The sequence below is a fragment of the Rhodococcus sp. IEGM 1409 genome, assembly GCF_030056735.1.
Classification (GTDB): Bacteria; Actinomycetota; Actinomycetes; order Mycobacteriales; family Mycobacteriaceae; genus Rhodococcus_F.
Window position 1 is genome coordinate 66,016 of record NZ_JASHKN010000011.1, and the last position, 24,430, is coordinate 90,445.

Below are 24,430 nucleotides of genomic sequence, written 5' to 3' on the forward strand. Positions count from 1 at the left end.
TACGCGCTCAGCTCAGCCATTCCAGCGCAGCTGTGGTCAACGCGGTGATTCCGTTGTCGAGGGTCGGTTGAATCACCGGGGCGTACCGCGGTGAGTGGTTTGATGCAATGTCCTCCTCGACGGTTCCCGCTGTTGCGGCCTTCAGATAGGCCTCGGGATCCGCACCGCCGAGGAGCCAGTACACCAGCGGCGCTCCGGCCGCGTCGGCGAGGATCCCGACGTCTTCACTCCCGGTGACCGGTCCAGGATCGATGACGCCGTGTTCCCCGAATACGCCCCTGAACGCAGCGCTCACACGATCGCAGGCCGCGCCGTCGTTGATCAGCACCGGAAATGACTCTTGTGCAATCAGTTCGGGCTCACGGAGCGCACCGGATGCCTGCGCCTCTGCGCGGACGATTCGGTGCACCGCGTCCAAAACCCGGGCTCGAACTTCCGGATTGACGGTCCGAATGCTCAGACCGAACTCCGCATGATCGGCGATGATGTTGTTCTTCGTACCTGCGTGAAACTGGCCGACTGTCAGTACCCCTATGTCGCTTCCGGCGATCTCTCGGGAAACCACCGTCTGCAACCGCATCACTGCCGATGCCGCCATGACGATCGGATCGATCGTGGTCTCGGGCCGCGATCCGTGCCCGCCCCTCCCGAACATCCGCACCAGCATGCTGTCAGCCGCAGCGAATGCTGCCCCGGAATGCAATCCGACGATTCCCGCCGGTGCCGGTGCAACGTGTTGGCCGAGAACCACATCGGGCTTGGGAATGCGGTCGTACAACCCGTCGTCGACCATCGCCTGCGCGCCGGCACCGAGTTCCTCTGCGGGCTGGAACAAGACCTCGAGCGTGCCCGACCACGAGTCGACGGTTTCACTGAGGATCCGAGCGGCGCCGAGCAACGCAACGACATGCATGTCGTGCCCGCACGCGTGCATGATCGGAACGTCGTTGCCCTCCTTGTCGGTTCCTCGCTCCGTACTTGCATAATCGAGACCGGTGACTTCCTCGACCGGCAATGCGTCCATGTCGGCCCGAAGCAGAACGGTTGCGCCGCTGCTGTTTCGGAGACTACTGCTGTTTCGGAGACTACTGGTGTTTCGGAGATTACTGCCATTTCGGAGAACGCCTACTACTCCGGTTCCGCCGACTCCGGAATGCACCTCGAAACCGAGGTCTCGCAATCGATCCGCGACGATTCCGGCGGTCCGATGCTCCGCGAACGACAACTCGGGGTGCGCGTGCAGATCTTTGTACAGGTCTACGAGTGAAGCGCTGACATCACCGATTCGGTCCAACACATTGGTCATGATTCTCACTGTATGCCCGAACTGCAGTCGCCCGAACTAGCCGCGGCGAGAGTTTGTTCCAGCAATACTGCAACCGTCATGGGGCCGACGCCACCCGGCACCGGTGTGATTGCACCGGCGCGAGTGAGCGCGGCGCCGTACTCCACGTCTCCGACGTTGCCCGCGTTGTACCCCGCATCGATCACTACTGCCCCGGGCTTGATCCACGAACCTTTGATTAGTTCCGGAACGCCGACGGCAGCAATGACGACGTCCGCCGTACCGACGTGAGCGGCCAGGTCGACGGTTCGCGAATGGCAGTACGTCACGGTTGCGTCCCGACGCAGGAGGAGCATTCCCATCGGCAATCCGAGTATCGGGCTTCTGCCGACCACAACGGCATGCTTTCCAGCAAGTTCGACGCCTGTGGCGTCGAGGAGGCGCAGGATGCCACTCGGCGTACACGATTCGAATCCCCCTCCGGTCAACGCCGTTGCCGCAAATGATGCCGAAGTGACGCCGTCGACGTCCTTGTCGGCCGAGATGGCATCGAACGCGGCCCGTTCGTCGATGTGGTCTGGCACCGGGTGTTGCAGCAGTATGCCGTCGATCAAAGGGTCCACCGACAACGCCGTCAACACGTCGACGAGGTCTCCCGTGGTCGCACTCTCCGGTAGTTCCATTGTTCGCGACGTCATTCCGACAGCGACAGACCGTTTGGCCTTCATCTGCACATAGGCCCTCGAGGCCGGGTCCGATCCCACGATGACGGCAGCCAGGCAGGGAACATGACCCGTCTCTTCATGAAACTGTCTGGTGCGCACTGACAGTTTCGCGAGCGCAGCATCGGCAATGGCGCGTCCGTCGATAATTCGAGCGGGCTCGTTATTCGCGGACAGATTCTTGGTGGACAGATTCTTCGCGCACATAGTTCTCCCTTCACACAAGATGTGTGAAGCACCCAGGCGGTCGATACCTCGCGATGTGCACTCCCCGGTGGTAGGTCCCACCCGCGCCAGTCGTGCGTGGTCAGCGTACCGCGCGGTTGTTTCACCGCCACGAAATGCATCGAGAACGCCGCTCTCAAAACGAGATAAATCGACATAACCTATCAATAGGTAACGATCTGACCAGCAGTTATTCCATCCTGTGCATTTAGATGGCACGATGGGGGCAACCGCACGGGCACCAAGCATTGGAGGCACCGATGGACAACGGCAAGATCAACCTGACCTATGACGGTCGGGTGTCACTGAGCTTTCAACTGGCGATTCCGCACGCACCGGACAAGGTCTGGAAAGTTATAACGGAACGCGAGTACCTCGACGCCTGGTTCCCGGCGGATGTCGATTTCGATCTCACTCCCGGCGCGGATCTGTTGTTCAAGGTGACACCGGAACAAGTCGCGCGTTTCGGACTACCCGCAGATCACGTGACGCGTGGGACGGTCATCAGCGTCCACCCGCACCGAATTCTCGAATTCCTCTGGGACGCAGACACTCTGCATTGGGAGCTGGCTCCGGACGGCACCGGCGGCTGTTGGCTGACCCTCACCCACACGATGGAAGACGAAGAGTCCGCGTACGCCCACGCCGCCGGCTGGCACGCGGGCTTGGAAGTTGTTGCAGCCCAACTCGATGGACGCGAAGTCGACTGGTCTCCGTGGGACCGCGCCGACGAACTCTCACCGCAATATCGCAAGTCGGCCTGAATCTTGGCCCGAGTACAGTCTCGGGCCCGCCTCTCACTCCCCCTTGCGCGGGAAGTGCCTGATCATTCCTTCTTGAACCACTGTCGCCAACAGGAGTCCTTCCACCGAGAAATACCGTCCGGTCGCCAAACCACGCGAACCTGCAGCGACGGGCGATTCGGTCGCGTACAGAACCCAATCGCTGAATCGAAACGGACGGTGGAACCAGATCGAGTGGTTGACCGTTGCCGCGACGATACGATCATGGCCCCAGGACAATCCATGAGTGGTCAGAATCGAATCGAGCACAGTGGTGTCCGACGAGTATGCAAGCGTCGCAGCATGTACGAGTGAATCATCCGGAAGATCACCGTCGGGGCGCATCCACACCCGATTGTGGTTGAGTTTCTCACCGGTGCCTTTGAGGATCCACGCCGGATCGTTGGCGTACCTCATGTCGATCGGCTTGAGCGCCGCACTGAAATGCGGCAGTTTTTCCTCGTACCCCACCAGATGATCGCCGATCGGCGGCAGTGACTCCGGAAGTGGAACGTCCGGGATCTCGACGGCATGGTCGAGCCCCTTGCCGGAGTCCTGGAACGCCGCGAGCATCACGAACAATTCGTTGTCACCCTGATAGGCCGTCACCTGACGGTTGGCGAAAGCACGCCCGTCACGATGACGCTCCACCCTATACTCGATGGGCGCCTTGACATCTCCACCCCGAATGAAATGGGCGTTGACGGCATGGATGGGGCGTTCACCGTCAACGGTCCGTCCGGCGGCCATCAGTGCCTGAGACACCAACTGACCGCCGAACGTCCGCGAACCTACTTGCTTGGGGTGGTGTCCACGGAACGCGTCGTCACCGATCTGCTCCAGATCCAACAAACCAAGGAGAGTACCGAGGTCGGTGGACGCATTCGCGTGGGTCACTCAGTGGTCCTCTTCGCCGATGCGGTGGACGTGAATGAGGTTGGTGGAGCCGACGGTTCCCGGAGGGGACCCGGCAACGATGACCACGAGGTCGCCCTTGACGTACCGCCCGAGCGAGAGCAAAGCATTGTCTACCTGACGCACCATCTCGTCGGTGGTGGCCACCGCATCGACCAGGAACGTCTCGGTTCCCCACGTCAGCGTCAGCTGACTGCGTACTGCGGGCAACGGGGTGAAGGCGAGCAGCGGCAGTGGAGTGTGCAGGCGAGCCAGTCGTCGCACCGTGTCACCGGACTGTGTGAATGCAACCAATGCTTTGGCGTCCAGACGTTCGCCGATGTCACGCGCTGCGTACGAGATGACACCGCGCTTGGTGCGCGGGACGTGAGTCAGGGGTGGGACTCGGGTCGATTCGTTTTCGACGGCCTCGACGATGCGGGCCATGGTGCGAACGGTTTCCATGACGTACTTGCCCACTGATGTCTCACCCGAGAGCATGACTGCATCCGCGCCGTCGAGAACGGCGTTGGCAACGTCGGATGCCTCTGCACGGGTGGGACGCGAGTTCTCGATCATCGACTCGAGCATCTGCGTGGCGACGATGACCGGCTTCGCGTTCTCACGAGCAATCTGGATTGCACGCTTCTGGACGAGCGGGACCTGCTCGAGCGGCAACTCGACACCGAGGTCACCGCGGGCGACCATGACGGCGTCGAATGCGAGCACGATGGCTTCGAGATTGTCGATGGCCTCGGGCTTCTCGAGCTTCGCGATGACGGGAACGCGGCGACCGACTCGATCCATGATGGCGTGAACCAATTCGACGTCCGCGGGTGAGCGAACGAAGGAGAGTGCGATGAAGTCGACGCCCAGCTTGAGGGCGAACTCGAGGTCGGCGATGTCCTTGCCCGACAGGGCAGGAACGGAGACGTTCATCCCAGGCAGCGAGAGGCCCTTGTTGTTGCTGACCGGACCGCCTTCGGTGACCCGACAGACGACGTCGTTACCGTCGATGGAAGTGACGACCAGGCCGACCTTTCCGTCGTCGACCAACAGTCGATCGCCTGCCTTGGCGTCGCGCGCCAATTCCTTGTACGTGGTCCCGACGCGATCGTGTGTTCCCTCGACGTCGTCGACGGTGATACGAATCTCTTCACCGTTGGCCCAGGTGGTCCGCTCGTCCTTGAATCGGCCGAGGCGAATCTTGGGCCCCTGGAGGTCGGCGAGAACACCGACGGCCTTTCCGGTGGCGTCCGACGCGGCGCGGACGCGAATGTAGTTTTCTTCGTGATCGGCATGCTCGCCGTGGCTGAAGTTGAGGCGAGCCACGTCCATGCCGCTCTCCACGAGCTCACGGATGCGGTCGCCAGAAGCTGTCGCAGGTCCAAGTGTGCATACAATTTTTGTCCGTCGGTTCACGGCTCGAGCCTAGTCGCTACCCCACCGCACTTCTATCCGGCATTTGCGACGTGCACTTTCTGTTCTTACTCGATTCAGTTGTTCACCTCACGAACAGCGGAAATGCCTTCGGATGTACCGGCGACGGAAGGTCGGACCCGCCTGTGAGATACACGTCGACGGCATGTGCGGCCGACCGTCCCTCGGCAATCGCCCACACGACGAGCGACGCCCCGCGATGCGCGTCGCCGCAGACGAACACGCCGGGTGTTCGGGTCTGCCACCCGACATCACACTCGATTCTGCCGAGCGGATCGGTGCCGACATCGAGGTCGGTAAGTAGTGGCGCGGTTTCGACGCCGTCGAATCCGAGAGCGAGCAGGACCATCTCGCACACCAGATCCGTCGTGTCCCCGGTCTGCACCAGGGTCCGTTGTCCGTTCTCTCCTCGCGACACGGCGACCGGAACCATCCGGATTGCACAAACCGCACCGTCACCGTCGTCGAGAAATTCCTGCGCCGCCCATCGGAACCGTTTGTCACTGCCCTCGTCGTCTGCCGGCGAGCTGCGCAGGACCCGCGGCCACAACGGCCACGGGTCGCGGTCTCGATCGCGATGCCCCGGGGGTGGGACGTGGTAATCCAATTCCGTCACGGAGCGCGGGCCCTGGCGATGCACCGTGCCGAGGCAGTCGGCCGCCGTGTCACCGCCACCGATGATCACGACGTTCTCACCTCGCGCCGAGATGCTCGACGCGCCGTCACCCTCGCATTCACGGTTGGCGGCACGCAGGTACTTCATCGCAAGATGGATTCCGCGAAGACCACGACCCGGTACGTCGGTGTCTCGGGCACGATCGGCCCCGACCGCCAGGACTATCGCCTCGAAATCCGTCATGAGGTCTTGTGCGCTCACGTCGACTCCGACGGCGCAGCCCGTGACGAATCGGGTCCCCTCGGCGATCAACTGGGCCAGGCGTCGATTGATCAAGGCTTTGGGCAACTTGAATTCCGGGATTCCGTAGCGAAGCAGTCCCCCGATTCGATCACTCCGCTCGAACACCGTGACACGATGTCCGGCACGTGTCAGTTGTTGAGCCGCAGCCAGTCCCGCCGGTCCCGAACCGACAACCGCAACACGGTGGCCGCTGTGAACTGCTGGCGCCCGTGGCCCTAACGAACCCGACTCCCACGCGTTGTCGACGATCGCCTGTTCGATGCGCTTGATGGTGACACCTCCCGACGTGCGCTCGTTGTCGAGTGCGAGAACGCACGCCGTTTCGCACGGAGCGGGGCACAGATGTCCGGTGAACTCGGGGAAATTGTTGGTGGAATGCAGATTCTCCGAGGCTTCGGACCACCGTCCACGCCGAACCAGGTCGTTCCATTCCGGGATGAGATTGCCGAGCGGACACCCCACGCCAGCCGAATGGCAGTACGGCACAGCACAGTCCATGCATCGCGAGGCCTGTGCAGCAACGTCTCGATTGCGCACGACGGGATCGAGCGACTCGTATACCGATTCCCAGTCCCCGACACGCGAATCGGTCGGCCTGGTCGGTGCGCCGGATCGCTTCACGCTGAGGAACCCACGTGGGTCAGGCATGAGCCGGCTCCACCTGTTGGTTCTCTTCCACGACCTTCTGAGAGTCGACAGGCAGAACCTTGGTGAATCTCGGACTCTGGCCAACCCAGTCGTCGAGAAGTTTTGCCGCGACCGACGAGCCGGTCGCGGCCAGATGATCACCGAGAATCTCGACCAGCCGACTACAGTCTTCCGCCGAAGGCCGCTCGAGAACGACCATGTCGCAGTTGACCTTCTCTGCATTCAAGTCGAGTACGAAGGCAATTCCGCCGGACATTCCCGCAGCAAGGTTCCTACCAGTTGGGCCGAGTATGACGACGCTCCCCCCGGTCATGTACTCACACGCGTGATCTCCGACGCCTTCCACCACAGCGACCGCACCCGAGTTACGTACGGCGAATCGCTCCCCCACACGCCCCCTGGCATAGAGTGCACCGCTCGTGGCGCCGTACAGCAAGGTATTGCCCGCAATCACCTGCTCCTCGGCCACGAAGGGCGCGTCCTCGCTCGGCCGAAGTACGATCTGTCCACCCGAGAGACCTTTCCCCACATAATCGTTTGCATCGCCGGCGACGACGAGCGAGATGCCGGGTGGCAAGAACGCACCGAGTGACTGGCCTGCCGTTCCACTGAGCACGATGTCGATGGTGCCTTCAGGTAGCCCGACGGCGCCGTAGCGTCTGGTCACCTCAGCACCCAGCGTCGTTGCCACCGCCCGGTCCGTATTGTGTACCGGCAGTTCGATATGCACGGGGCGAGCGTCCTCGAGTGAGTTCGCGGCACACTCGACCAGGGTGCGTTCGAGTTCGCTTGAAAAAGGTACACACGGCTGGTAGGCCGCGCCGGCCGGCGCGGCCGGAACGTCGAAGAGTGGTGAGAGTTCCAACGTCCGACTCTTCCAGTGCGCCACCTCCGGAGTCATTTCCAATACGTCCGCGTGTCCCAGAGCGTCATCGATACTGCGAAACCCCAGTTCTGCCAACAACCGTCGTACGTCGTCGGCGATGAAGCGGAAGAAGTTCTCGACGTACTCGGGCCGGCCCGTGAAGCGCTCGCGCAGTTCGGGATTTTGCGTCGCTACTCCGACGGGGCAGGTGTCGAGGTGACATACCCGCATCATGACGCAACCGGCCGCGATGAGTGGCGCCGTGGAAAACCCGTACTCCTGGGCCCCCAGCAACGCGGCAATGACGACGTCCCGCGCCGTGCGCAAACCCCCGTCGCACTGGACAACGATCCGATCGCGCAACCCGTTGAGCACCAAAGTCTGCTGAGTTTCGGCCAGCCCGATCTCCCACGGCGTACCAGCGTGATGGATGGACGAGAGTGCCGCCGCGCCCGTCCCGCCGTCATGACCGGAGATCAGGACCACGTCGGCGTGCGCTTTGGCCACACCTGCCGCAACTGTCCCGACTCCGACTGCGCTGACCAGCTTCACGTGTATCCGCGCACGATCGTTTGCGCATCTGAGGTCGTAGATCAGTTGGGCGAGATCCTCGATCGAATAGATGTCGTGGTGAGGGGGCGGAGAAATGAGCCCGACCCCTGGCGTCGAGTACCGGGTTTGCGCGATCCATGGGTACACCTTCGACCCCGGAAGCTGCCCTCCTTCACCCGGTTTAGCGCCTTGGGCCATCTTGATCTGAATGTCGGTGGCATTGACCAGGTAATCGCTGGTCACCCCGAAGCGACCACTCGCGACCTGCTTGACTGCGCTTCGACGCTTGTCGTCACGCAACCGCTCCGGTGACTCTCCGCCCTCACCGGTGTTGGAACGTCCGCCGAGAGCGTTCATCGCAACCGCCATCGTCTCGTGCGCCTCAGCAGAGAGGGAGCCGTAGCTCATCGCACCGGTGTTGAATCGAGCGAGAATCATCTCGACGGCTTCGACATGACGGAGCGGAATCGGCGGACGAATCCCGCGTCGGAATCGAAACAATCCCCGCAGCGTTCCGCCCTGCGCACTCAGTCGATCGACTTCGTCGCTGTAGCGACGAAACATCTCACTTCGTCCCGACCGTGTCGCATGTTGAAGGAAGAACACGGACTCTGGCGTGAACAGATGCAATTCACCACCGCGGCGATACCGGAACTCTCCACTGCTGCTCAACTGACGATGCCGAACCGCGGACGGCGAGAACGCGGCCGCGTGACGCATCAGAACTTCTCGGGCGACTTCGGTGATACCGATGCCGCCGATCCGGCTTCGTGTGTCGCAGAAGTATTCGTCGACCAACTCTCGGCTCAAGCCCACGGCCTCGAATACCTGTGCACCCGTGTAGGAGTGCACCGTAGCGATTCCCATCTTCGACATCACCTTGAGCACACCGGAATTTGTTGCTCTCAGATAGTTGTTCGTTGCCGTCGTCGGATCTGTCCCGGGAAGTTCGTCTTGCTCGCTGAGTGCTCCGACGGATTCGAGAGCAAGATACGGGTGGACGGCCGCCGCACCGTAGCCGATCAGCAGCGCGATGTGATGAACTTCGCGGGCGTCACCCGACTCGACAATGAGTGAGACCTTGGTTCGCAGGCCATGACGAACAAGATCGTGGTGAACGCTCGATACTGCGAGTAACGACGGAATGGGAGCCTGCTCGCAGTCCGATCCACGGTCGGAGATCACAAGAATGTCGATACCGGTGGCGGCGGCAGTTCGAGCGGCCTCACGAAGCCTCTCGACACCCTTGGCGAGACCTCCCCGCACATCGAAGATTCCCTGCAGGACAGTGCTTGTCGGAGTTCGAGCGCCGCGGAGTTCGACGATCTTCTGCATTGCCACCGGACCAATTACCGGTTTCTGTAGAACGATCCTCCGGCACGATCGGGCAGATGCTTCGAACAAGTTCTGCTCGGCACCGAGCGTGGATGCGAGAGTTGTGACGACTTCCTCGCGAATCGCATCCAACGGCGGGTTGGTCACCTGGGCAAAGAGCTGAACGAAGTAGTCGTACAACAGCTTCGGTCGGTCCGAGAGCACAGCGAGCGGCGTATCGACGCCCATCGATCCCAACGGCTCCGATCCTGAGCTTGCCATCGGAACGAGAATGTCCTGCAGGTCCTCGGCCTGGTATCCGTAGAGCAGTTGACGTTGCAACAGCGGCACCGGATCACCTCGGGCAGGCGCAGACTCGGGGATCTCCTCGAGATCGACCAATCCCCCGGCGAGCCAGTCCCGGTAGGGAGCTGTGCTCGCAAGTTCCGACTTGATCTCCGCATCGGGAACCATGCGACGGCGAGCGGTGTCGACGAGGAACATGCGCCCCGGTTCGAGGCGCCCCTTCTCCAGCACGTCCGACGCGGGGGCATCCAACACACCGCTCTCACTGGCCAACACGATACGGCCGTTCTTCATCAGCCACCAACGCCCTGGTCGAAGTCCGTTGCGATCCAATACCGCCCCGACAACAGTCCCGTCGCTGAACGTGACGGACGCCGGACCGTCCCACGGTTCCATCAGACAACCGTGAAATTGATAGAAGGCCCGTATCTCGTCGGGCATCGAAGAATCGTTCTCCCAGGCACCGGGAATCATCATCGCGATGGCGTGTTGCACACTGCGGCCCCCGAGCGTCAAAAGCTCGAGTACTTCGTCGAACGACGAAGAGTCGGATCCGCCCGGGGTACAGATCGGAAACAGGCGATCGATGTCCCCATCGAAAAGTGCGCTCCGCAGCATCGGCTCGCGAGAGCGCATCCAATTCCTGTTTCCCACAATCGTATTGATCTCGCCGTTGTGAGCGATGCAGCGATACGGCTGAGCAAGTGGCCACGACGGAAAAGTGTTCGTGGAGTATCGGCTGTGCACGACCGCCAAGGCACTTCGCATTCTGACATCGCGTAGATCGGTGAAATAATCGGGTAACTGCGTCGGCGTCAGCATGCCCTTGTACACGATGGTTCGCGCAGACAACGAGGGGAAATACACTGCAGTGCCGTCCGAGTGAAGCCGCTCGACTTGCCTCCTGAGCGCAAACACTCGTCGGTCCAAGGCAATTCCGCCCACACTGCGATCTCTAGGCTCGGCGCACGTCACAAAACATTGGTTGATGTACGGAGCACATTGCGCGGCAACGGTTCCGACGCAGTCGCTGTCGACCGGTACCTCTCGCCACCCGATAACTCGCAGTCCTTCTGGCGCTGCGCACTGATCGATCCGAACAACCGCTTGACGACGTGCTTCCTCGTCCACCGGGAGAAAGCAGTTTCCGGCTGCGTAGGTGTTCTCACCCATCGAATTGGGCGGTGGAAGCTCGAACTCGGTCACAGCGTCGAAGAACTCCGTCGGCAGCTGAATCAGAATGCCCGCGCCGTCGCCGCTGTTGGATTCGCGCCCGACTGCGCCGCGATGGGTGAGATTGCCCAAGACCGCGAGCGCCTCGTCGACAATCGAATGCATGTGCCGTCCAGAGGTGTCTGCCACCACGGCTACACCACATGAATCTGTTTCCTGATCGGGGTCGTACAGGCCTCGAGGATCAGGTATTCGAGAAAACGGCACTCGGCGACCTCCACGCGGACATGCAGCCGACGAGCGCTAGTTTATCAGCCCATAACCGCAGGTCGCGAGAGTAAAACTGTGACCCCCTGATACCGAGGCATCAGGGGGTCACAGTTCCGAACGTCGTCTCGATCAGCTTCGCAAAGGACGGTTGTACTGATCGCGCACGCTGCCGGTCAACATCATGATTCCGTCGATGAGCGGCCAGATACCGCCGATGCCACACGTCAACCAAGTGACCGCGATCTGCGCGACAGCCATGCCGGGCTGATTGAGATAAAACCGTCCCGCTCCGAATCCTCCGAGCAGAATACCCAGCAATCCGGCGGTCGTCTTCGATTTGTCCGAGTACGGTTCGCCGGTCATCGGGTCACGTCCGTACGGTGCGGACGGATCGACCAGGCCGTAACCAGCCTGAGGATATCCCTGTGCTTGAGCGTATCCCTGCTGACCGTAACCCGGCTGTGAATATCCGGACTGGGGGTAGCTCTGCGGCTGACCGTAACTCTGGCTTCCCTGCGGCGGAGCCGCGTAGGGATTCGGAGTCTGATCTGCCGGCGCACCGTAGACGGGACCGTCCGTCGGGGCTTGGGTCGGGCTCGAGTAGTCAGGCGCCGGATAGTTTTGAGCGGCGTAGCTTTCCTGCGACGTGTACGGCGCTGTGGGCTGATTCGGTGTGGAATCAGCAGTGGGAAACGCTGTGGTCGATTCGGTTCCGGTCGGCGGCGGGTAAATGGGGTGGTTACCCCAACCCGGACCGTTTCCGACTCCCGAATACGTGTCCCAGCCTGGACCGGTGCCGGTGGTCTCCGTCGACGGGGTCTTTTCCGTGGGCGCCGAGGTCTCCGTCAACGACGCATCCGCCGTCGCGTCGTAGTCGAACGGCGACCCGAACTGCGGTGGAACCGGCGGCTGCGATCCAGACGAGTCCCCCGACTCGGAAGGTTCCGGATTCTTGTTCAAGTTAGGCAACGTACTTTCCTTCGATTCGACGACGGTACGTAATAGCTTTTGTTATCGGGCCGCGAGAAGGGTTCGACCTTCTCGTGGCCCGTCCCCCACACATCTGTCCTCAGTTCGTGCTCGCGGCTCATCCTCGTAATGGCCGGCGAGCACCGTCCCGCGCATTGCCCGAAAGTATCACGATGCCGTCGACGAACGCCCAGGTCCAAATTCCGATGGCAAATGGAATTCCGATGAGGAACGCCGACATGAACAGCGCGAAGAACATGCCGAGCAGTTGGCACAGTCCGATGCCGACACTTCCGATGTAGAGACGGCCGACTCCACAGATTCCGAAGAAGCCCAGCAAAATCTGCAACAGTCCAGCGGTGGCCTTCGACTTGTCGGAATACGGTTCCCCGGTTACCGGGTGCCGACCGTACGGCGCGTAGGGATCACCGAACCCGTACATCGACGGAGCAGGCAGTGGCTGCTGATAGCCGTACGGATTGGGCACGCCGTAGACCGGCCCCTGGTCCTCGGGGAATCCCCCCTGCGAATAGGGACCCGTCACGGCTTGTCTTTCTTCGACAGCGTCACCGCGTCCGACGACTCATCCGATGCTGCCGTGGAGTCGCTTGCCTCACTGGAATCGGATTCCGGGGAATCAGATTGAGGGGAATCAGATTCAGTGGCCTTTGTATCGGCCTTTGTATCGGACTGTGCTGAATCACTCGCGGAGGCGGGCGTCGCTGCTCCTGCTTCACCGGCAGATACCGCAGCAACGTAGTTCTTCGACTTCAAATCAGCCGGATCCTCACGCCCCTTCTTCGCCAGGAAGAAGTAGGCCAGTGCGGCGAAGAAGACGATCCCCGAAGTGAAGGTGTTGACTCGAATGCCGGCGATCTCGTAGGCGAAGTCGTCGCGCATCAGTTCGACAACGAACCGGCCCAGGCAGTAGCCCGCGACGTACAGAGCAAACAGGCGTCCGTGGCCGATCTTGAAACGGCGGTCGACGAGGACCAGCAGGATCACGATCAGGACATTCCACACAGCCTCGTACAGGAACGTCGGGTGAACGACCCGAATGACTTCTCCGTTGGAAACACCCGCGAGCTGATCGAGTTGGCCGGAAGAGTTCACACGCTCGAAGATCTCGAGGCCCCACGGCACGGTGGTCTCGCGACCGTACAACTCCTGGTTGAAGTAGTTGCCGATACGGCCGATGGCCTGTGCGAGCAGGATGCCGGGCGCAATCGCGTCACCGAGGGCAGATACGGGAATGCCGCGTCGCCGGCAGCCGATCCACGCACCGATACCGCCGAGGAACACTGCTCCCCAGATTCCGAGGCCGCCCTGCCACACTTTGAGTGCGTCGAGCGGCTGACCATTCTCGCCGAAATAGGCGGGCCAGTCGGTCAATACGTGGTAGAGCCTGCCACCGATCAGACCGAAGGGAACAGCCCAGATCGCGATGTCGAGAACGGTCCCCTTCTCGCCACCGCGGGCAACCCAACGACGATCTCCCCACACGATCGCGACGATGATGCCGAGGATGATGAAGAGCGCGTAGGCGCGCAGCGCCACCGGTCCGACGTACCAGACGCCTTGGGGAGGGCTGGGGATATAGGCCAGCAGGTCCACAGTTGAGGTCACGACGCCACGGTAGCCGAGCGGACGCCCTCGGCGAGTTCTTCGGTGAGCGAGCGAACCGCACCCAACCCGTTCTCGACCGCGGAGACCAGGGCCGAACCCACGATGACGGCATCGGCGTAGGCCGCGATTTCGGCAGCTTGTGCGCCGGAGCGAACTCCCAATCCGACGCCGACGGGGATGTCGGAGTGCGCGCGGATTCGTGCGGTCAGTTCCGGAGCCATGGACGAGACGGCGTCTCGCGCGCCGGTGACACCCATTGTCGAGGCCGCATAGATGAATCCACTGCTTGCGTCGAGCGTCATCGCGAGCCGTTCCTCGGTCGAGGATGGAGCGACAAGGAAGATCCGGTCGAGGTGGTGCTCCTCGGATGCTTCCATCCAAGCGCCCGCTTCTTCCGGAATGAGGTTGGGGGTGATCAGTCCGAGTCCACCGGCGGAGGCGAGGTCCCGTGCGAACTTGTCGACGCCGTACTGCAGCACCGGGTTCCAGTACGTCATCACGACGGCCTTGCCGCCGACCGAGCTGATCTGCTCGATGACGGTGAAGATGTCGCGCAGACGGACACCGTTCGAGAGAGCAGTTTCGGCTGCGCGCTGGATGGTCGGACCGTCCATGACCGGATCGGAGTACGCGACACCGACTTCGATGATGTCGCAGCCACCGTCGACCATCGCCTTGAACACGTCGATCGACTCGGGAACCGTCGGGTAACCGGCAGGAAGGTATCCGACGAGGGCGGCGCGCTTGTCAGCCTTGCACGCTGCAAAAGTGGGTGCGAGGCGTGATGGTCGTTCGCTCACTTGTCCGAGCCTTCCGTGTTGTCGTTCTGGTCTGCTGTGTTATCCGGAACTGCTGTGTTATCCGGAACTGCTGCGTCATCCGGAACTGCTGCGTCATCCGGAGCGGTTGCCTGATCCGAAGATCCGTCGAAAAGTCCGAACCAGCTTGCGGCGGTGTCCATGTCCTTGTCACCGCGACCGGAGAGATTGACGACGATGATCGCGCCCTCGCCGAGTTCCTTGCCCAGTCGGAGCGCGCCGGCGACGGCATGAGCGGATTCGATGGCCGGGATGATGCCTTCGCGGCGCGAGAGCAGCAGAAGCGCATCCATGGCTTCGCTGTCCGTGACGGGTTCGTAGGTGGCGCGCCCGATGTCGCTGAGATAGGCGTGCTCGGGCCCGACACCCGGGTAGTCCAAACCGGCAGAAATCGAGTGCGATTCGATGGTCTGACCGTCTTCGTCCTGGAGCAGGTAGGAGTAGGCGCCCTGGAATGCACCCGGTGTACCACCGGCGAATGTTGCTGCATGCCTACCAGTTTCGACACCGTCACCGGCTGCTTCGTAGCCCACCAGCCGTACCGACAGATCGTCGATGAACGGGTGGAAGATTCCGATCGCATTCGAACCACCGCCGACGCAGGCTGTGACTGCGTCGGGCAGGCGGCCGGTCAGTGCCTGAACCTGGACACGTGTTTCGAGGCCGACCACTCGCTGGAAGTCGCGAACGATGGTCGGGAACGGGTGCGGACCTGCCGCGGTACCGAAGCAGTAATAGGTGTTGTCCGCGTGGGAAACCCAGTCACGCAAGGCTTCGTTGATCGCGTCCTTGAGCGTGCGCGAACCAGTCTCGACCGAGACGACCTCCGCGCCGAGTAGGCGCATGCGGGCGACGTTCAGTGCTTGACGTTCGGTGTCGACAGCACCCATGTAGATAACGCACTCGAGACCGAGCAGTGCACAGGCGGTGGCCGATGCCACACCGTGCTGGCCTGCTCCGGTCTCGGCGATGATGCGGGTCTTACCCATGCGCTTTGCCAGCAGAACCTGACCGAGAACATTGTTGATCTTGTGAGAACCGGTGTGGTTCAGATCTTCACGCTTGAGAATGATGCGCGCACCGCCGGCGAACTCGCTCATTCGCGTTGCCTCGAAAATCGGCGACGGACGTCCGGTGTAATCGCGCTGCAAGCGATCGAGTTCGTTCAAGAACGTGTCGTCCGCGCGAGCCTTTTCGTACTCCGCAGTGACCTCTTCGATGACCGCCATGAGAGCTTCCGGCACATGCCGTCCGCCGTAGACGCCGAAATGGCCTCCGGCATCGGGATCATGTGAGCGCTCGGTGAGTCCTGCGCTGGCGGGCGGCAGATTGCCGCCCTTGAATGCTGCACCTGATACTGCATCGGAGCCTGGTTCCTGAGTACGTGAAGTCACCCCACCAGTCTGCCCCAAGGGTGCCGCTGGTCACCGCCCGGGTGCGTCAAAGCACGCCGGGCCGGTGATGCGCTTTATCGAGACGGTTTGGGGCAGGACGGGTGTGCGCCGGCGTTGACCAGATCTGCGACGGCCTTGCGAGGGTCGCCGCTGGTCACGAGGCCTTCACCGACGAGCACCGCGTCGGCACCCGCACCGGCGTACGCCAACAGATCGGCTGTTCCGCGAACACCCGACTCGGCGATCTTGATCGTCTCGGTCGGTAGACCGGGAGCAATGCGACCGAAGGTGTTCTTGTCCACCTCGAGAGTCTTGAGATTGCGGGCGTTCACACCGATCACCTTGGCGCCGGCTTCGAGCGCGCGGTTGGCTTCTTCTTCCGTGTGCACCTCGACGAGGGCAGTCATTCCGAGGGATTCGGTGCGATCGATCAGCGAGGCGAGCGCCTGCTGTTCGAGCGCGGCAACGATCAGCAAGATGACGTCGGCGCCATGAGCGCGAGCCTCGTGAATCTGGTACGGCCCCACGATGAAGTCCTTGCGCAGCACCGGAATGGTGACCGCTTTGCGGACCGCGTCGAGATCGGCGAGCGAGCCGTGAAAACGGCGCTCTTCGGTGAGAACACTGATGATGCGTGCGCCACCGGCTTGGTAGGCCGCGGCAAGCTCTGCGGGATCGGCGATGTCGGCCAACGCACCCTTTGACGGGCTCGCTCGCTTGACCTCGGCGATGACGCCGATGCTCGATTCCAGAAGTGCTGCTGCAGCATCGAGTGCAGGCGGTGCAGCGGCCGCAGCAGCCTTGACTGCAGCGAAGTCGAGTACGGCTTCGCGGGCGGCGACATCAGCGCGCACCCCGTCGAGAATCGAGTCGAGTACGGTCATCGTGGCCCGAATCCTTTCTGGGCAAGAGCCCGATGTGAGATACGTCATCAGGGTGGTCTCAGCCTAGTGGGACGAAATTTTGCTACTCCGTCGGGGTACCCACGCAGGTGAGGGTTCAGTCTTACTCAGTGCGTCGAACCCGGTTTCGCACCGTTGCCTCCCCCAGCTCCGTCGTCCCCGTCAGCGACTGTCGGGTCCTCTCCGGCGTCGAGCGCGTCCCACAACATCCGTTGCGTCACAGGCTCGTCCGATGCAACTGTGTCAGCTTTGCCCAGTTTTGCGGCCGCCTCCCGACGCGCAGCGGGGTTGTCGTACTTCGACGACAACCCGCCTCGCACTGGAGGTTTGCGCATCAGGAGCACTGCCGCACCGAGCGCCGCCACCGCTCCGACCAAGGCGAGCAGGGCAGGCAGTACCGAAACAGTCGTCGAGAGATCTTCAGGGTGACCGGACAACTCCGCCAACTCCACCGCTCGATCCGCAGAAGCTCCGGAAACCAACAACTGCACCGCCGGAACCGCAACCGCTATTGCGACGAGTGCCACCAACAGTCCGACTACCCGCAGGGCCCAACCTCGCACCGCAAACGAAGCCGCGATCGCCGCCAGCAGCGCAAGCGCGAGCGGAGTCATCGCCGCCGCCCACGTGCTGCCGTCGAGGTCCGTCGTCCGCTCCAGCGTCTTGCCGTCGCTCGAGGTCAGATGAACCCACGTCATTCGTGAGCTGCCCCACAGAGCAGCCGCCGCCAATGCGAGTAGAAGCGTTCTCGGCACTGCCGTTCCACGCGAAGTACCTGTGGACCGCCCGGTTGTAGGTTGCTGCGTTGTAGGTTGCTGCGCTGCGGTCGAATCGTTCTCACTCACTGATCGTCACCTCCGATGGTGCGCAGGGTGTGCGCCGACGCGATGGCGCTCAGTACTGCCATCGCCTTGTTGCGGGCCTCGGTGTCCTCGTACACGGGATCCGAGTCGGCCACGACGCCGGCGCCCGCTTGGACGTATCCGACCCCGTCCTTGATCAACGCCGTTCGGATCGCGATCGCGGTGTCGGCGTCGCCGGCGAAGTCGAGGTAGCCGACGATGCCGCCGTAGATACCCCGCCTGGTGGGCTCGAGTTCTTCGATCAACTGCATTGCCCGCACTTTGGGCGCCCCCGAGAGGGTTCCAGCAGGGAAGCATGCGGTGACGGCGTCGAGAGCGTGCTTTCCCTCGGCCAGATGACCGGTGACGGTCGACACGAGATGCATCACGTGGCTGTAACGCTCGATGTGCCGGTAGTCGTGCACCTTCACGGTGCCCGGGCGACAGACACGACCCAGATCGTTTCGCCCGAGATCGACGAGCATGAGGTGCTCGGAGTTTTCCTTCTCGTCGGCGAGGAGATCCTTCTCGAGCAGGATGTCGTCCTCCTCGGTGGCACCGCGCCATCTGGTTCCCGCGATCGGGTGCGTGGTCGCGACGCCCTCGGCGACCGTGACCAGTGCCTCGGGGCTCGAACCGACGATCGAAAACGCGGTCTCACCATCACCGTTCGGCACGTTGAGCAGATACATGTACGGGCTGGGGTTCGACGCGCGCAGCATCCGGTACACGTCGATCGGAGCTGCAGTGCAATCGATCTCGAATCGCTGCGAGAGGACTACCTGGAATGCCTCGCCCGCTTCGATGTCGCCGATCAGCTTCTTGACGTCGACACCGAAACTTTCGGTGGTGCGCTGACGGCGGTAGTTCGGAGTGGCTTTCGAGAATGTCGAGACCGTCGATTTCGCCGGCGCTGCGAGAGCGCGAGTCATCGCGTCCAACCTGGCAACTGCGTCGTCGTACGCCGTGTCGACGCGCTCGTCGGTACCGTCCCAGTTGACGGCATTGGCGATGAGGGTGATCGCCCCTTCGTGGTGATCGACGGCGGCGATGTCGGCAGCGAGCAGCATGACCATCTCGGGTATCTGCAGGTCGTCGACCGCCGAGTCACCCAATTTCTCGAGTCGCCGAACCGCGTCGTAGCCGAGGAATCCGACCATCCCACCCGTCAGAGGCGGCAGGTCAGGCAGCCGCTCCGAACGAAGTAGTTCAAGGGTGGCATCGAGCGCGTCGATCGGGTCGCCGCCGGCCGGAGCACCGGCGGGAACATTGCCGTACCAGGCGGCTTCCCCGTCCACGACGGTCAGCGCAGCCGGGCTTCCGACGCCGATGAACGACCACCGCGACCACGAACGACCGTTCTCGGCCGACTCGAGCAGGAAGGTGCCGGGACGATTGCCGGCCAACTTCTCGTATGCCGAGAGCGGAGTTTCGGAGTCCGCCAACACTTTCCGAGTGACCGGAACGACCCGGTGCTCGGCTGCGAGAGCACGGAACTGCTCCCGAGTGGTGGTGGAATCGGACGCGTCACCGACGATCGCGGTGTCGGACGACCGTGCGGACATGGAGGTGGGCTCGCCGTGCATGGCTCCATCATCCCAGGCTCCCCCACTCGGTCGTCGTGCGCGGGTAACCTCGGCCGAATGAAACCAGGCCAACTCGCTCCCGATTTCTCGCTGCCCGACCAGGACGGAACTCCGCGCTCGCTGACGAGCCTGCTCGAGAACGGACCCCTGGTCCTCTTCTTCTACCCGGCCGCCTCGACGCCGGTGTGCACCGCCGAGGCGTGTCACTTCCGTGACCTCGGCGGCGAATTCGCCGCGGTGGGCGCTTCGCGGGCCGGTATCAGCACCGACACCGTCGAAGCCCAGTCCACCTTTGCAACGGCACAGTCGTTCGACTACCCCCTGCTTGCCGACACCGACGGCGCCGTAGCCGAACAGTTCGGCGTCAAGCGCGGGCTTCTGGGCAAGCTGGCTCCGGTCAAACGCTCGACCTTCGTGATCGACACCGACCGGACTGTTCTCAAAGTCATCTCGAGCGAGCTGCGCGCCAACACACACGGCGACCAGGCACTCGAGTTCCTTCGTAATCGGAGCTGACTTTCCTGGGCAACCTGATTCTCCGGGCTACCTGAATCTCTAGGCGACCTGAATCTCTAGGCGACCTGAATCGAGCGCTTCGCAAGTCCCATCCAGAATCCGTCGATCACCTGGGTGGGCACCTGTTCCGGATCGGAAGACGCACCAAGCGTGACGAACAACGGGGCGAAGTGCTCGATGGTCGGATGCGCGTACGGCATCCCGGGAGCTTGGGCGCGGAAGTCGATCAACGAATCGACGTCACCGGCAGCGAACCTCTCGCCTGCCCACGCATCGAATTCCGCCGACCATCCCGGGGCCTGCGCTTCCGGCGACGGATCGCGCAGGAACGGTAGCCCGTGCGTGGTGAATCCGGATCCCACGATCAGCACACCTTGCTCGCGGAGGGGCCGCAGGCGCTCACCGAGATGGAGCAGACGCTCGGGGTCGAGAGTGGGCAGCGAAATCTGCAGGACCGGGATGTCTGCATCCGGGTACATCACCGTCAACGGAACATAGGCACCGTGATCGAGGCCCCGATTCGGCTGCTGAACCACCCGTTCGTTGTCCGGCATCAATGCGGCAACCTGTGCGGCGAGGTCCGGAGCGCCGGGAGAGTTGTACTTGGCGCGGTAGAACCTCTCGGGAAAACCGCCGAAGTCGTAGATGAGCGGGGTCCCCGTTGTCGTCGATCCAATCGTCAGCGGTGCTGATTCCCAGTGCGCCGAGACGACGAGAATTGCCGTCGGTCTCGGAAGATCGCCGGCCCACGCCCCCAACTGCTCGACCCACAACGCACTGTCCACCAGGGGCGGAGCACCGTGGCTGAGATACAGCGCAGGCATTGTCGTGGTGGACATTCGGACTCCTCGGGATAGACATTTGTCGTTAAGTTGAAGTTTCAACCTAATATAGAACTCAACACTTGCGTCCCGCAACTATTCCCCGCAAGATTCTTCTGGACATGCGTCTGAGACGCTGTACACCAGCACGCTCTGTGCAAGAAGAATGCTCGACCCGAAGGAGAAGTCACCGATGAGTGAACCGACCGCGCAGACCGACGCGCAGTCTCAGCCGAAGTGGCTCACAGCCGAGCAGCAGGAAGCCTGGCTGACACTGATCGCTCTCGTGACTCGGTTGCCGGCTGCACTCGACACTCAACTGCAACGAGATTCCGCACTCACACACTTCGAGTACTTCGTTCTGGCCGCACTCTCGGACGCCCCCGACCACAAACTCCAGTTGTCGGCACTGGCGCAGCGCGCGAACGCGTCCCTGTCCCGTCTATCGCACGTCATCACCAAGATGGAGAAGGCCGGCTGGGTGAAACGGGAAGTCATCCGCGGAAGCCGTGGATCCAACGCGGTACTCACCGACGAAGGCATGGCAAAGGTTGTCGCGGCCGCGCCACCGCACGTCGCGTCTGTCCAAGGCCTGCTCTTCGAGGGCCTCGACGATCGCCAAGTTGCCCAGCTTTCGTCCCTGGGTACGGCAATGCTCACCCAACTGGACAAAGGAATCGCCGCCGGACTCGGCAAGGCCTGACCAGCCAGTCCCGAAACGGGCGACTTCTGCCTACGACGGCGGCTTCGTCAGGTCCAGCGCAGCCAGGTGGCTGAACAGCATGCTCGCTCCGATCGGGTTTCCACCGCCCGGATACACCGTCCCGCTGGCCGCTGCCATCGTGTTTCCGGCCGCATACAACCCCGCGATGACCGTCCCGTCAGCCTTCAGCACGCGCCCGGTCCCATCGGTACGTAGACCACCTTTCGTCCCGAGATCGGAGATACCGAAAGCAGCGGCGTGGAACGGTCCCTGATCGATCGGGACGAGTGGCGACGCGCCATCCGAGAAGGCTCGGTCGTACGCAGTACCTCCTCGACCGAAGTCCGTGTCGACGCCGGTTGCCGCCAATGCGTTGAACCGCTTCACGGTTTCCACCAGATTCTCCGCGGGAACATTGATCTGGGAGGCAAGGTCTTCGAGTGTCTCGGCACTCTTCCACAATCCGGCATCCACGTACTGCTCCGACGGAGCCAACGGGACGTTGGGTGCCTTCACCGGTGGCACTGAACCTTCCCGGCTGTCGTAGATCATCCAATACGGCGTGGTCACTTTCCCAGCCCGCATGTGTTCGATGACGGCGCGGCCCAAGCGGTCGTACGGCGCAGATTCGTTGACGAACCGACAACCGTTGTCGTCCACGAAAATTCCGCCCGTGAACCACAGCGCAAACGCGGAGCGCCCATCTGGATGGGTGAGTCCCGGCGACCACCAAGCTTCGCCCATCAGGTCGGTGTCGGCACCCGCAGCGACCGCCGCCTGGTGCGCCTTCCCGAGGTTGCCGGGGCAGCCCATCGTGTCGAGAGCGGATCCGGGAACACCGAATTCGGCACGCATGGTCTCGTTCTGCTCGAATCCGCCGGCGGCGAGGATCACTCCTCTGCATGCCTGGGTGGTTCGACGCCGACCATCGCGGTCGACGACGGCGCCGACCACCACTCCGTCCTCGACAACCAGTTCCTCGAGAGTGGTCTTCAGGTGCATGGTGGCGTTCGGGAGTTCTGCAAGAGCCAACAGGAATCGGCCGATCAACGACTGGCCACCGACGAGGTACTTCGGCAACTCCGCTCCCAGCCGTTCCGTCGCCAGCGGCGGGCGAAGCGAATCACGAAGCGCACCCAGTTTGTTCGCGTTCATCGGCTTGGGAACAATGTGCCGTCCGCTCGCTCGAGCCTTGGGCGCTTCACCGAAGTAGTCAGGCCACGGCAGTATCTGAAATTCGAAGTTCGAGTCCTTTTCGAGATAGTCGATCAACCCGGCGCCACCTCGAACGTAAGCTTCCTGGACGTCGGCGGGCGTACGATCACCCACCACTGATCGGTAGTACTCCAGCGCATCCTCGATGGTGTCGTCGTCGCCACCGCGGCGTAGAACAGCGTTGCACGGGAACCACATTCCGCCGCCGCCCGAGTACGCCGTTGTGCCGCCGTACTTGTCGGTTGCTTCGATCGCAATGACGTCGAGACCTTCGCGGGCGCCCGTGTACGCACCGGCGAGTCCACCGCCTGATCCCACTGCGAGCACGTCGCACGTCTCGTCCCACTTCGTCATCGTCAGCCTCTCTGATTCTGGGCACATTTTCCGAACATGTTCTAGAAATCGTTCTAACACATGGACTTAGCGATCGCGAGGGTTCGAAATTCTCTCCCACCGGGCGGGAGCGAGACAGGACACCGAGCGGGAGCGAGACATGACACCGAGTGGGAGCGAGACATGACACCGAGTGGGAGCGAGAACGCGGGGCGATAGCGCACACTTTGCTCGCGTGGGTTCGATCCCGTAGTGTCTGGACACATGTCTGGTAAGACCAAGTTCGAGTCCACTCGCCGCCGGCTGACGCAGCAGCAAGCCGAAACCGTCGATCGATTGACCGCGGCAGCGATCACGGTCCTGCGAGACAAAGGGTTTGCCGATCTGACGGTGCGGATGGTGGCAGCGGAAGCCGGTGTCGCCGCAGCAACGGCATACACCTATTTCTCGTCCAAGAGTCACCTTGTGGCAGAACTGTTCTGGCGCCGCCTCGACGCGGTACCTCACGAGCCCTCCCCGGAAGCGGAACGGGAAGCGCAGGTTTGCTCGGTCCTACGCAGCGTCGCACTGCTCGTCTCCGACGAACCGGAGCTGGCGGCGGCAGTGACCACGGCGATGATGGGCAACGATCCCGACGTCGAACACCTCCGCGGGCGGATCGGCAAGAACATCCGTGAGCGGCTCATCGAGGCACTGGGGCCGTCATACGATCCCGACGTGCTCGAAGCACTCGAAATCTCCTGGTCCGGAGCGCTTGTCCGAGCCGGCATGGGGTACGAGTCGTATTCGCAGATCGCAGATCGTCTCGAAGTCACCGCCAGGCTGATCATGGCGGGTCGCGACAACCTCCACTAGACGGGAGTCATGGCACTCACCAACCATGTTCCCTCGACTCGATCGAGCGTCACCTCGACTCGGCTCGACGTCGACGCCGGTGCCGGTTGCGCGGTACTCGTCGTGATCTGATCGACGAACATGAGCACTTCCGCGCGGTCCGCACCAGCGGAGAGCACTCCGACATCGACCACCCGGGCTTTCGTGCTGATTCCCTGCTCCCTCGACTGTGGGGCAACTGTTTTCGATCCGAATTCGGTGAAACTGTCCTGAAACGATCCACCGGCACCATCGGCCGCTCGTGCGAGATCCTCGTCGACGGTATCGCTGTTGTAACTCAGGAGCTTCTCGACGAGCGTGGGCGCCACACCGATCACCTCGACGCGTGCAGTTTCAGCGTCCCCCGAACGGTGGTGACTCCAGATCGCAGTGCCGCCGACTCCCATCAAGACCAGCGCTGCAAGCGCCATGACCAT

At 62.4% G+C, this 24,430-nt stretch carries 21 protein-coding genes and 1 riboswitch; of the genes, 4 read left to right on the forward strand and 17 right to left on the reverse strand.

Annotation, left to right across the window (positions count from 1 at the left end):
• Positions 1 to 7 precede the first annotated feature (7 nt).
• Entirely contained in the window at positions 8 to 1,306 is a 1,299-nt protein-coding gene (locus tag QM716_RS24650; RefSeq protein ID WP_283306769.1) for an amidohydrolase, read from the reverse strand.
• 5 nt (positions 1,307 to 1,311) lie between these two features.
• A complete protein-coding gene (locus tag QM716_RS24655) occupies positions 1,312 to 2,214 on the reverse strand; it encodes a bifunctional 5,10-methylenetetrahydrofolate dehydrogenase/5,10-methenyltetrahydrofolate cyclohydrolase (protein WP_283306770.1) in 903 nt (300 codons plus the stop codon).
• Positions 2,215 to 2,237: 23 nt separating this feature from the next.
• A riboswitch (ZMP/ZTP riboswitch) is annotated at positions 2,238 to 2,318 on the reverse strand.
• Positions 2,319 to 2,492: 174 nt separating this feature from the next.
• Here QM716_RS24655 and QM716_RS24660 point away from each other — a divergent pair.
• Positions 2,493 to 2,996: an SRPBCC domain-containing protein gene (locus QM716_RS24660; protein ID WP_283306771.1), complete on the forward strand. Its 504-nt coding sequence runs from the start codon at positions 2,493 to 2,495 to the stop codon at positions 2,994 to 2,996.
• Between the two features lie 33 nt (positions 2,997 to 3,029).
• Here the strand turns inward: QM716_RS24660 and QM716_RS24665 are convergent, their stop codons facing one another.
• The 12 genes from QM716_RS24665 to QM716_RS24720 all read right to left on the reverse strand — a co-directional run bounded on the left by QM716_RS24665 (position 3,030) and on the right by QM716_RS24720 (position 19,532).
• On the reverse strand, positions 3,030 to 3,911 hold the full coding sequence (locus tag QM716_RS24665) for an acyl-CoA thioesterase (protein WP_283306772.1): 882 nt from the start codon (positions 3,909 to 3,911) through the stop codon (positions 3,030 to 3,032).
• A complete protein-coding gene (gene pyk, locus QM716_RS24670) occupies positions 3,912 to 5,330 on the reverse strand; it encodes a pyruvate kinase (protein ID WP_283306773.1) in 1,419 nt (472 codons plus the stop codon). It lies immediately after the preceding gene.
• 82 nt (positions 5,331 to 5,412) lie between these two features.
• Complete coding sequence (locus QM716_RS24675; protein WP_283306775.1) at positions 5,413 to 6,915, reverse strand: glutamate synthase subunit beta; 1,503 nt, start codon at positions 6,913 to 6,915, stop codon at positions 5,413 to 5,415.
• The gene (gene gltB, locus QM716_RS24680; protein ID WP_283306777.1) at positions 6,908 to 11,392 is read right to left on the reverse strand and encodes a glutamate synthase large subunit; all 4,485 of its coding nucleotides are present in this window, start codon (positions 11,390 to 11,392) and stop codon (positions 6,908 to 6,910) included. Before gltB ends, QM716_RS24675 begins: the two co-directional genes overlap by 8 nt.
• Positions 11,393 to 11,524: 132 nt before the next feature.
• Positions 11,525 to 12,355, reverse strand: a complete 831-nt coding sequence (locus QM716_RS24685) for a TM2 domain-containing protein (protein WP_283306881.1) — start codon at positions 12,353 to 12,355, stop codon at positions 11,525 to 11,527.
• 127 nt (positions 12,356 to 12,482) lie between these two features.
• Positions 12,483 to 12,908: a TM2 domain-containing protein gene (locus tag QM716_RS24690; RefSeq protein WP_283306779.1), complete on the reverse strand. Its 426-nt coding sequence runs from the start codon at positions 12,906 to 12,908 to the stop codon at positions 12,483 to 12,485.
• Positions 12,905 to 13,990, reverse strand: a complete 1,086-nt coding sequence (gene lgt / locus QM716_RS24695) for a prolipoprotein diacylglyceryl transferase (RefSeq protein ID WP_283306780.1) — start codon at positions 13,988 to 13,990, stop codon at positions 12,905 to 12,907. The genes QM716_RS24690 and lgt overlap by 4 nt, the downstream gene beginning before the upstream one ends.
• A complete protein-coding gene (trpA, locus tag QM716_RS24700; RefSeq protein WP_283306781.1) occupies positions 13,987 to 14,790 on the reverse strand; it encodes a tryptophan synthase subunit alpha in 804 nt (267 codons plus the stop codon). The genes lgt and trpA overlap by 4 nt, the downstream gene beginning before the upstream one ends.
• Positions 14,787 to 16,202, reverse strand: a complete 1,416-nt coding sequence (gene trpB, locus QM716_RS24705; RefSeq protein ID WP_283306782.1) for a tryptophan synthase subunit beta — start codon at positions 16,200 to 16,202, stop codon at positions 14,787 to 14,789. Before trpB ends, trpA begins: the two co-directional genes overlap by 4 nt.
• A gap of 74 nt (positions 16,203 to 16,276) precedes the next feature.
• Positions 16,277 to 17,086, reverse strand: a complete 810-nt coding sequence (trpC, locus tag QM716_RS24710) for an indole-3-glycerol phosphate synthase TrpC (RefSeq protein ID WP_003944016.1) — start codon at positions 17,084 to 17,086, stop codon at positions 16,277 to 16,279.
• A 125-nt stretch (positions 17,087 to 17,211) separates the two neighbouring features.
• Positions 17,212 to 17,859, reverse strand: coding sequence for a TIGR02234 family membrane protein (locus tag QM716_RS24715; protein WP_283306783.1), 648 nt, complete (start codon positions 17,857 to 17,859; stop codon positions 17,212 to 17,214).
• Positions 17,860 to 17,945: 86 nt separating this feature from the next.
• Positions 17,946 to 19,532, reverse strand: a complete 1,587-nt coding sequence (locus QM716_RS24720) for an anthranilate synthase component I (RefSeq protein WP_283306785.1) — start codon at positions 19,530 to 19,532, stop codon at positions 17,946 to 17,948.
• Between the two features lie 57 nt (positions 19,533 to 19,589).
• Between QM716_RS24720 and QM716_RS24725 the strand changes: the two genes are divergently transcribed.
• On the forward strand, positions 19,590 to 20,048 hold the full coding sequence (locus tag QM716_RS24725) for a peroxiredoxin (RefSeq protein WP_283306786.1): 459 nt from the start codon (positions 19,590 to 19,592) through the stop codon (positions 20,046 to 20,048).
• A gap of 56 nt (positions 20,049 to 20,104) precedes the next feature.
• Here QM716_RS24725 and QM716_RS24730 read toward each other — a convergent pair whose 3' ends face one another.
• Positions 20,105 to 20,887, reverse strand: coding sequence for a dioxygenase family protein (locus QM716_RS24730; RefSeq protein ID WP_283306787.1), 783 nt, complete (start codon positions 20,885 to 20,887; stop codon positions 20,105 to 20,107).
• Between the two features lie 175 nt (positions 20,888 to 21,062).
• On the opposite strand from QM716_RS24730, the gene QM716_RS24735 reads away from it, so the two are divergent.
• Complete coding sequence (locus tag QM716_RS24735) at positions 21,063 to 21,572, forward strand: MarR family winged helix-turn-helix transcriptional regulator (RefSeq protein ID WP_283306788.1); 510 nt, start codon at positions 21,063 to 21,065, stop codon at positions 21,570 to 21,572.
• Between the two features lie 30 nt (positions 21,573 to 21,602).
• On the opposite strand, the gene QM716_RS24740 is transcribed toward QM716_RS24735, so the two are convergent.
• Positions 21,603 to 23,141, reverse strand: a complete 1,539-nt coding sequence (locus QM716_RS24740; protein WP_283306789.1) for an FAD-binding protein — start codon at positions 23,139 to 23,141, stop codon at positions 21,603 to 21,605.
• Between the two features lie 243 nt (positions 23,142 to 23,384).
• Here QM716_RS24740 and QM716_RS24745 point away from each other — a divergent pair, with 243 nt between their 5' ends.
• The gene (locus tag QM716_RS24745) at positions 23,385 to 23,975 is read left to right on the forward strand and encodes a TetR/AcrR family transcriptional regulator (protein ID WP_003943994.1); all 591 of its coding nucleotides are present in this window, start codon (positions 23,385 to 23,387) and stop codon (positions 23,973 to 23,975) included.
• Here the strand turns inward: QM716_RS24745 and QM716_RS24750 are convergent.
• On the reverse strand, positions 23,972 to 24,430 hold the full coding sequence (locus QM716_RS24750; RefSeq protein ID WP_283306883.1) for a hypothetical protein: 459 nt from the start codon (positions 24,428 to 24,430) through the stop codon (positions 23,972 to 23,974). The genes QM716_RS24745 and QM716_RS24750 overlap by 4 nt on opposite strands.

Bases quoted from the DNA above. Each gene is read 5' to 3' on its own strand.
- QM716_RS24720 (WP_283306785.1), bottom strand. From the start codon at position 19,532: ATGCACGGCGAGCCCACCTCCATGTCCGCACGGTCGTCCGACACCGCG.
- QM716_RS24650 (WP_283306769.1), bottom strand. From the start codon at position 1,306: ATGACCAATGTGTTGGACCGAATCGGTGATGTCAGCGCTTCACTCGTA.
- QM716_RS24735 (WP_283306788.1), top strand. From the start codon at position 21,063: ATGAGTGAACCGACCGCGCAGACCGACGCGCAGTCTCAGCCGAAGTGG.
- QM716_RS24660 (WP_283306771.1), top strand. From the start codon at position 2,493: ATGGACAACGGCAAGATCAACCTGACCTATGACGGTCGGGTGTCACTG.
- QM716_RS24725 (WP_283306786.1), top strand. From the start codon at position 19,590: ATGAAACCAGGCCAACTCGCTCCCGATTTCTCGCTGCCCGACCAGGAC.
- trpC (WP_003944016.1), bottom strand. From the start codon at position 17,086: ATGACCGTACTCGACTCGATTCTCGACGGGGTGCGCGCTGATGTCGCC.
- QM716_RS24730 (WP_283306787.1), bottom strand. From the start codon at position 20,887: ATGTCCACCACGACAATGCCTGCGCTGTATCTCAGCCACGGTGCTCCG.
- QM716_RS24740 (WP_283306789.1), bottom strand. From the start codon at position 23,141: ATGACGAAGTGGGACGAGACGTGCGACGTGCTCGCAGTGGGATCAGGC.
- QM716_RS24675 (WP_283306775.1), bottom strand. From the start codon at position 6,915: ATGCCTGACCCACGTGGGTTCCTCAGCGTGAAGCGATCCGGCGCACCG.
- QM716_RS24745 (WP_003943994.1), top strand. From the start codon at position 23,385: ATGTCTGGTAAGACCAAGTTCGAGTCCACTCGCCGCCGGCTGACGCAG.
- QM716_RS24750 (WP_283306883.1), bottom strand. From the start codon at position 24,430: ATGGTCATGGCGCTTGCAGCGCTGGTCTTGATGGGAGTCGGCGGCACT.
- QM716_RS24655 (WP_283306770.1), bottom strand. From the start codon at position 2,214: ATGTGCGCGAAGAATCTGTCCACCAAGAATCTGTCCGCGAATAACGAG.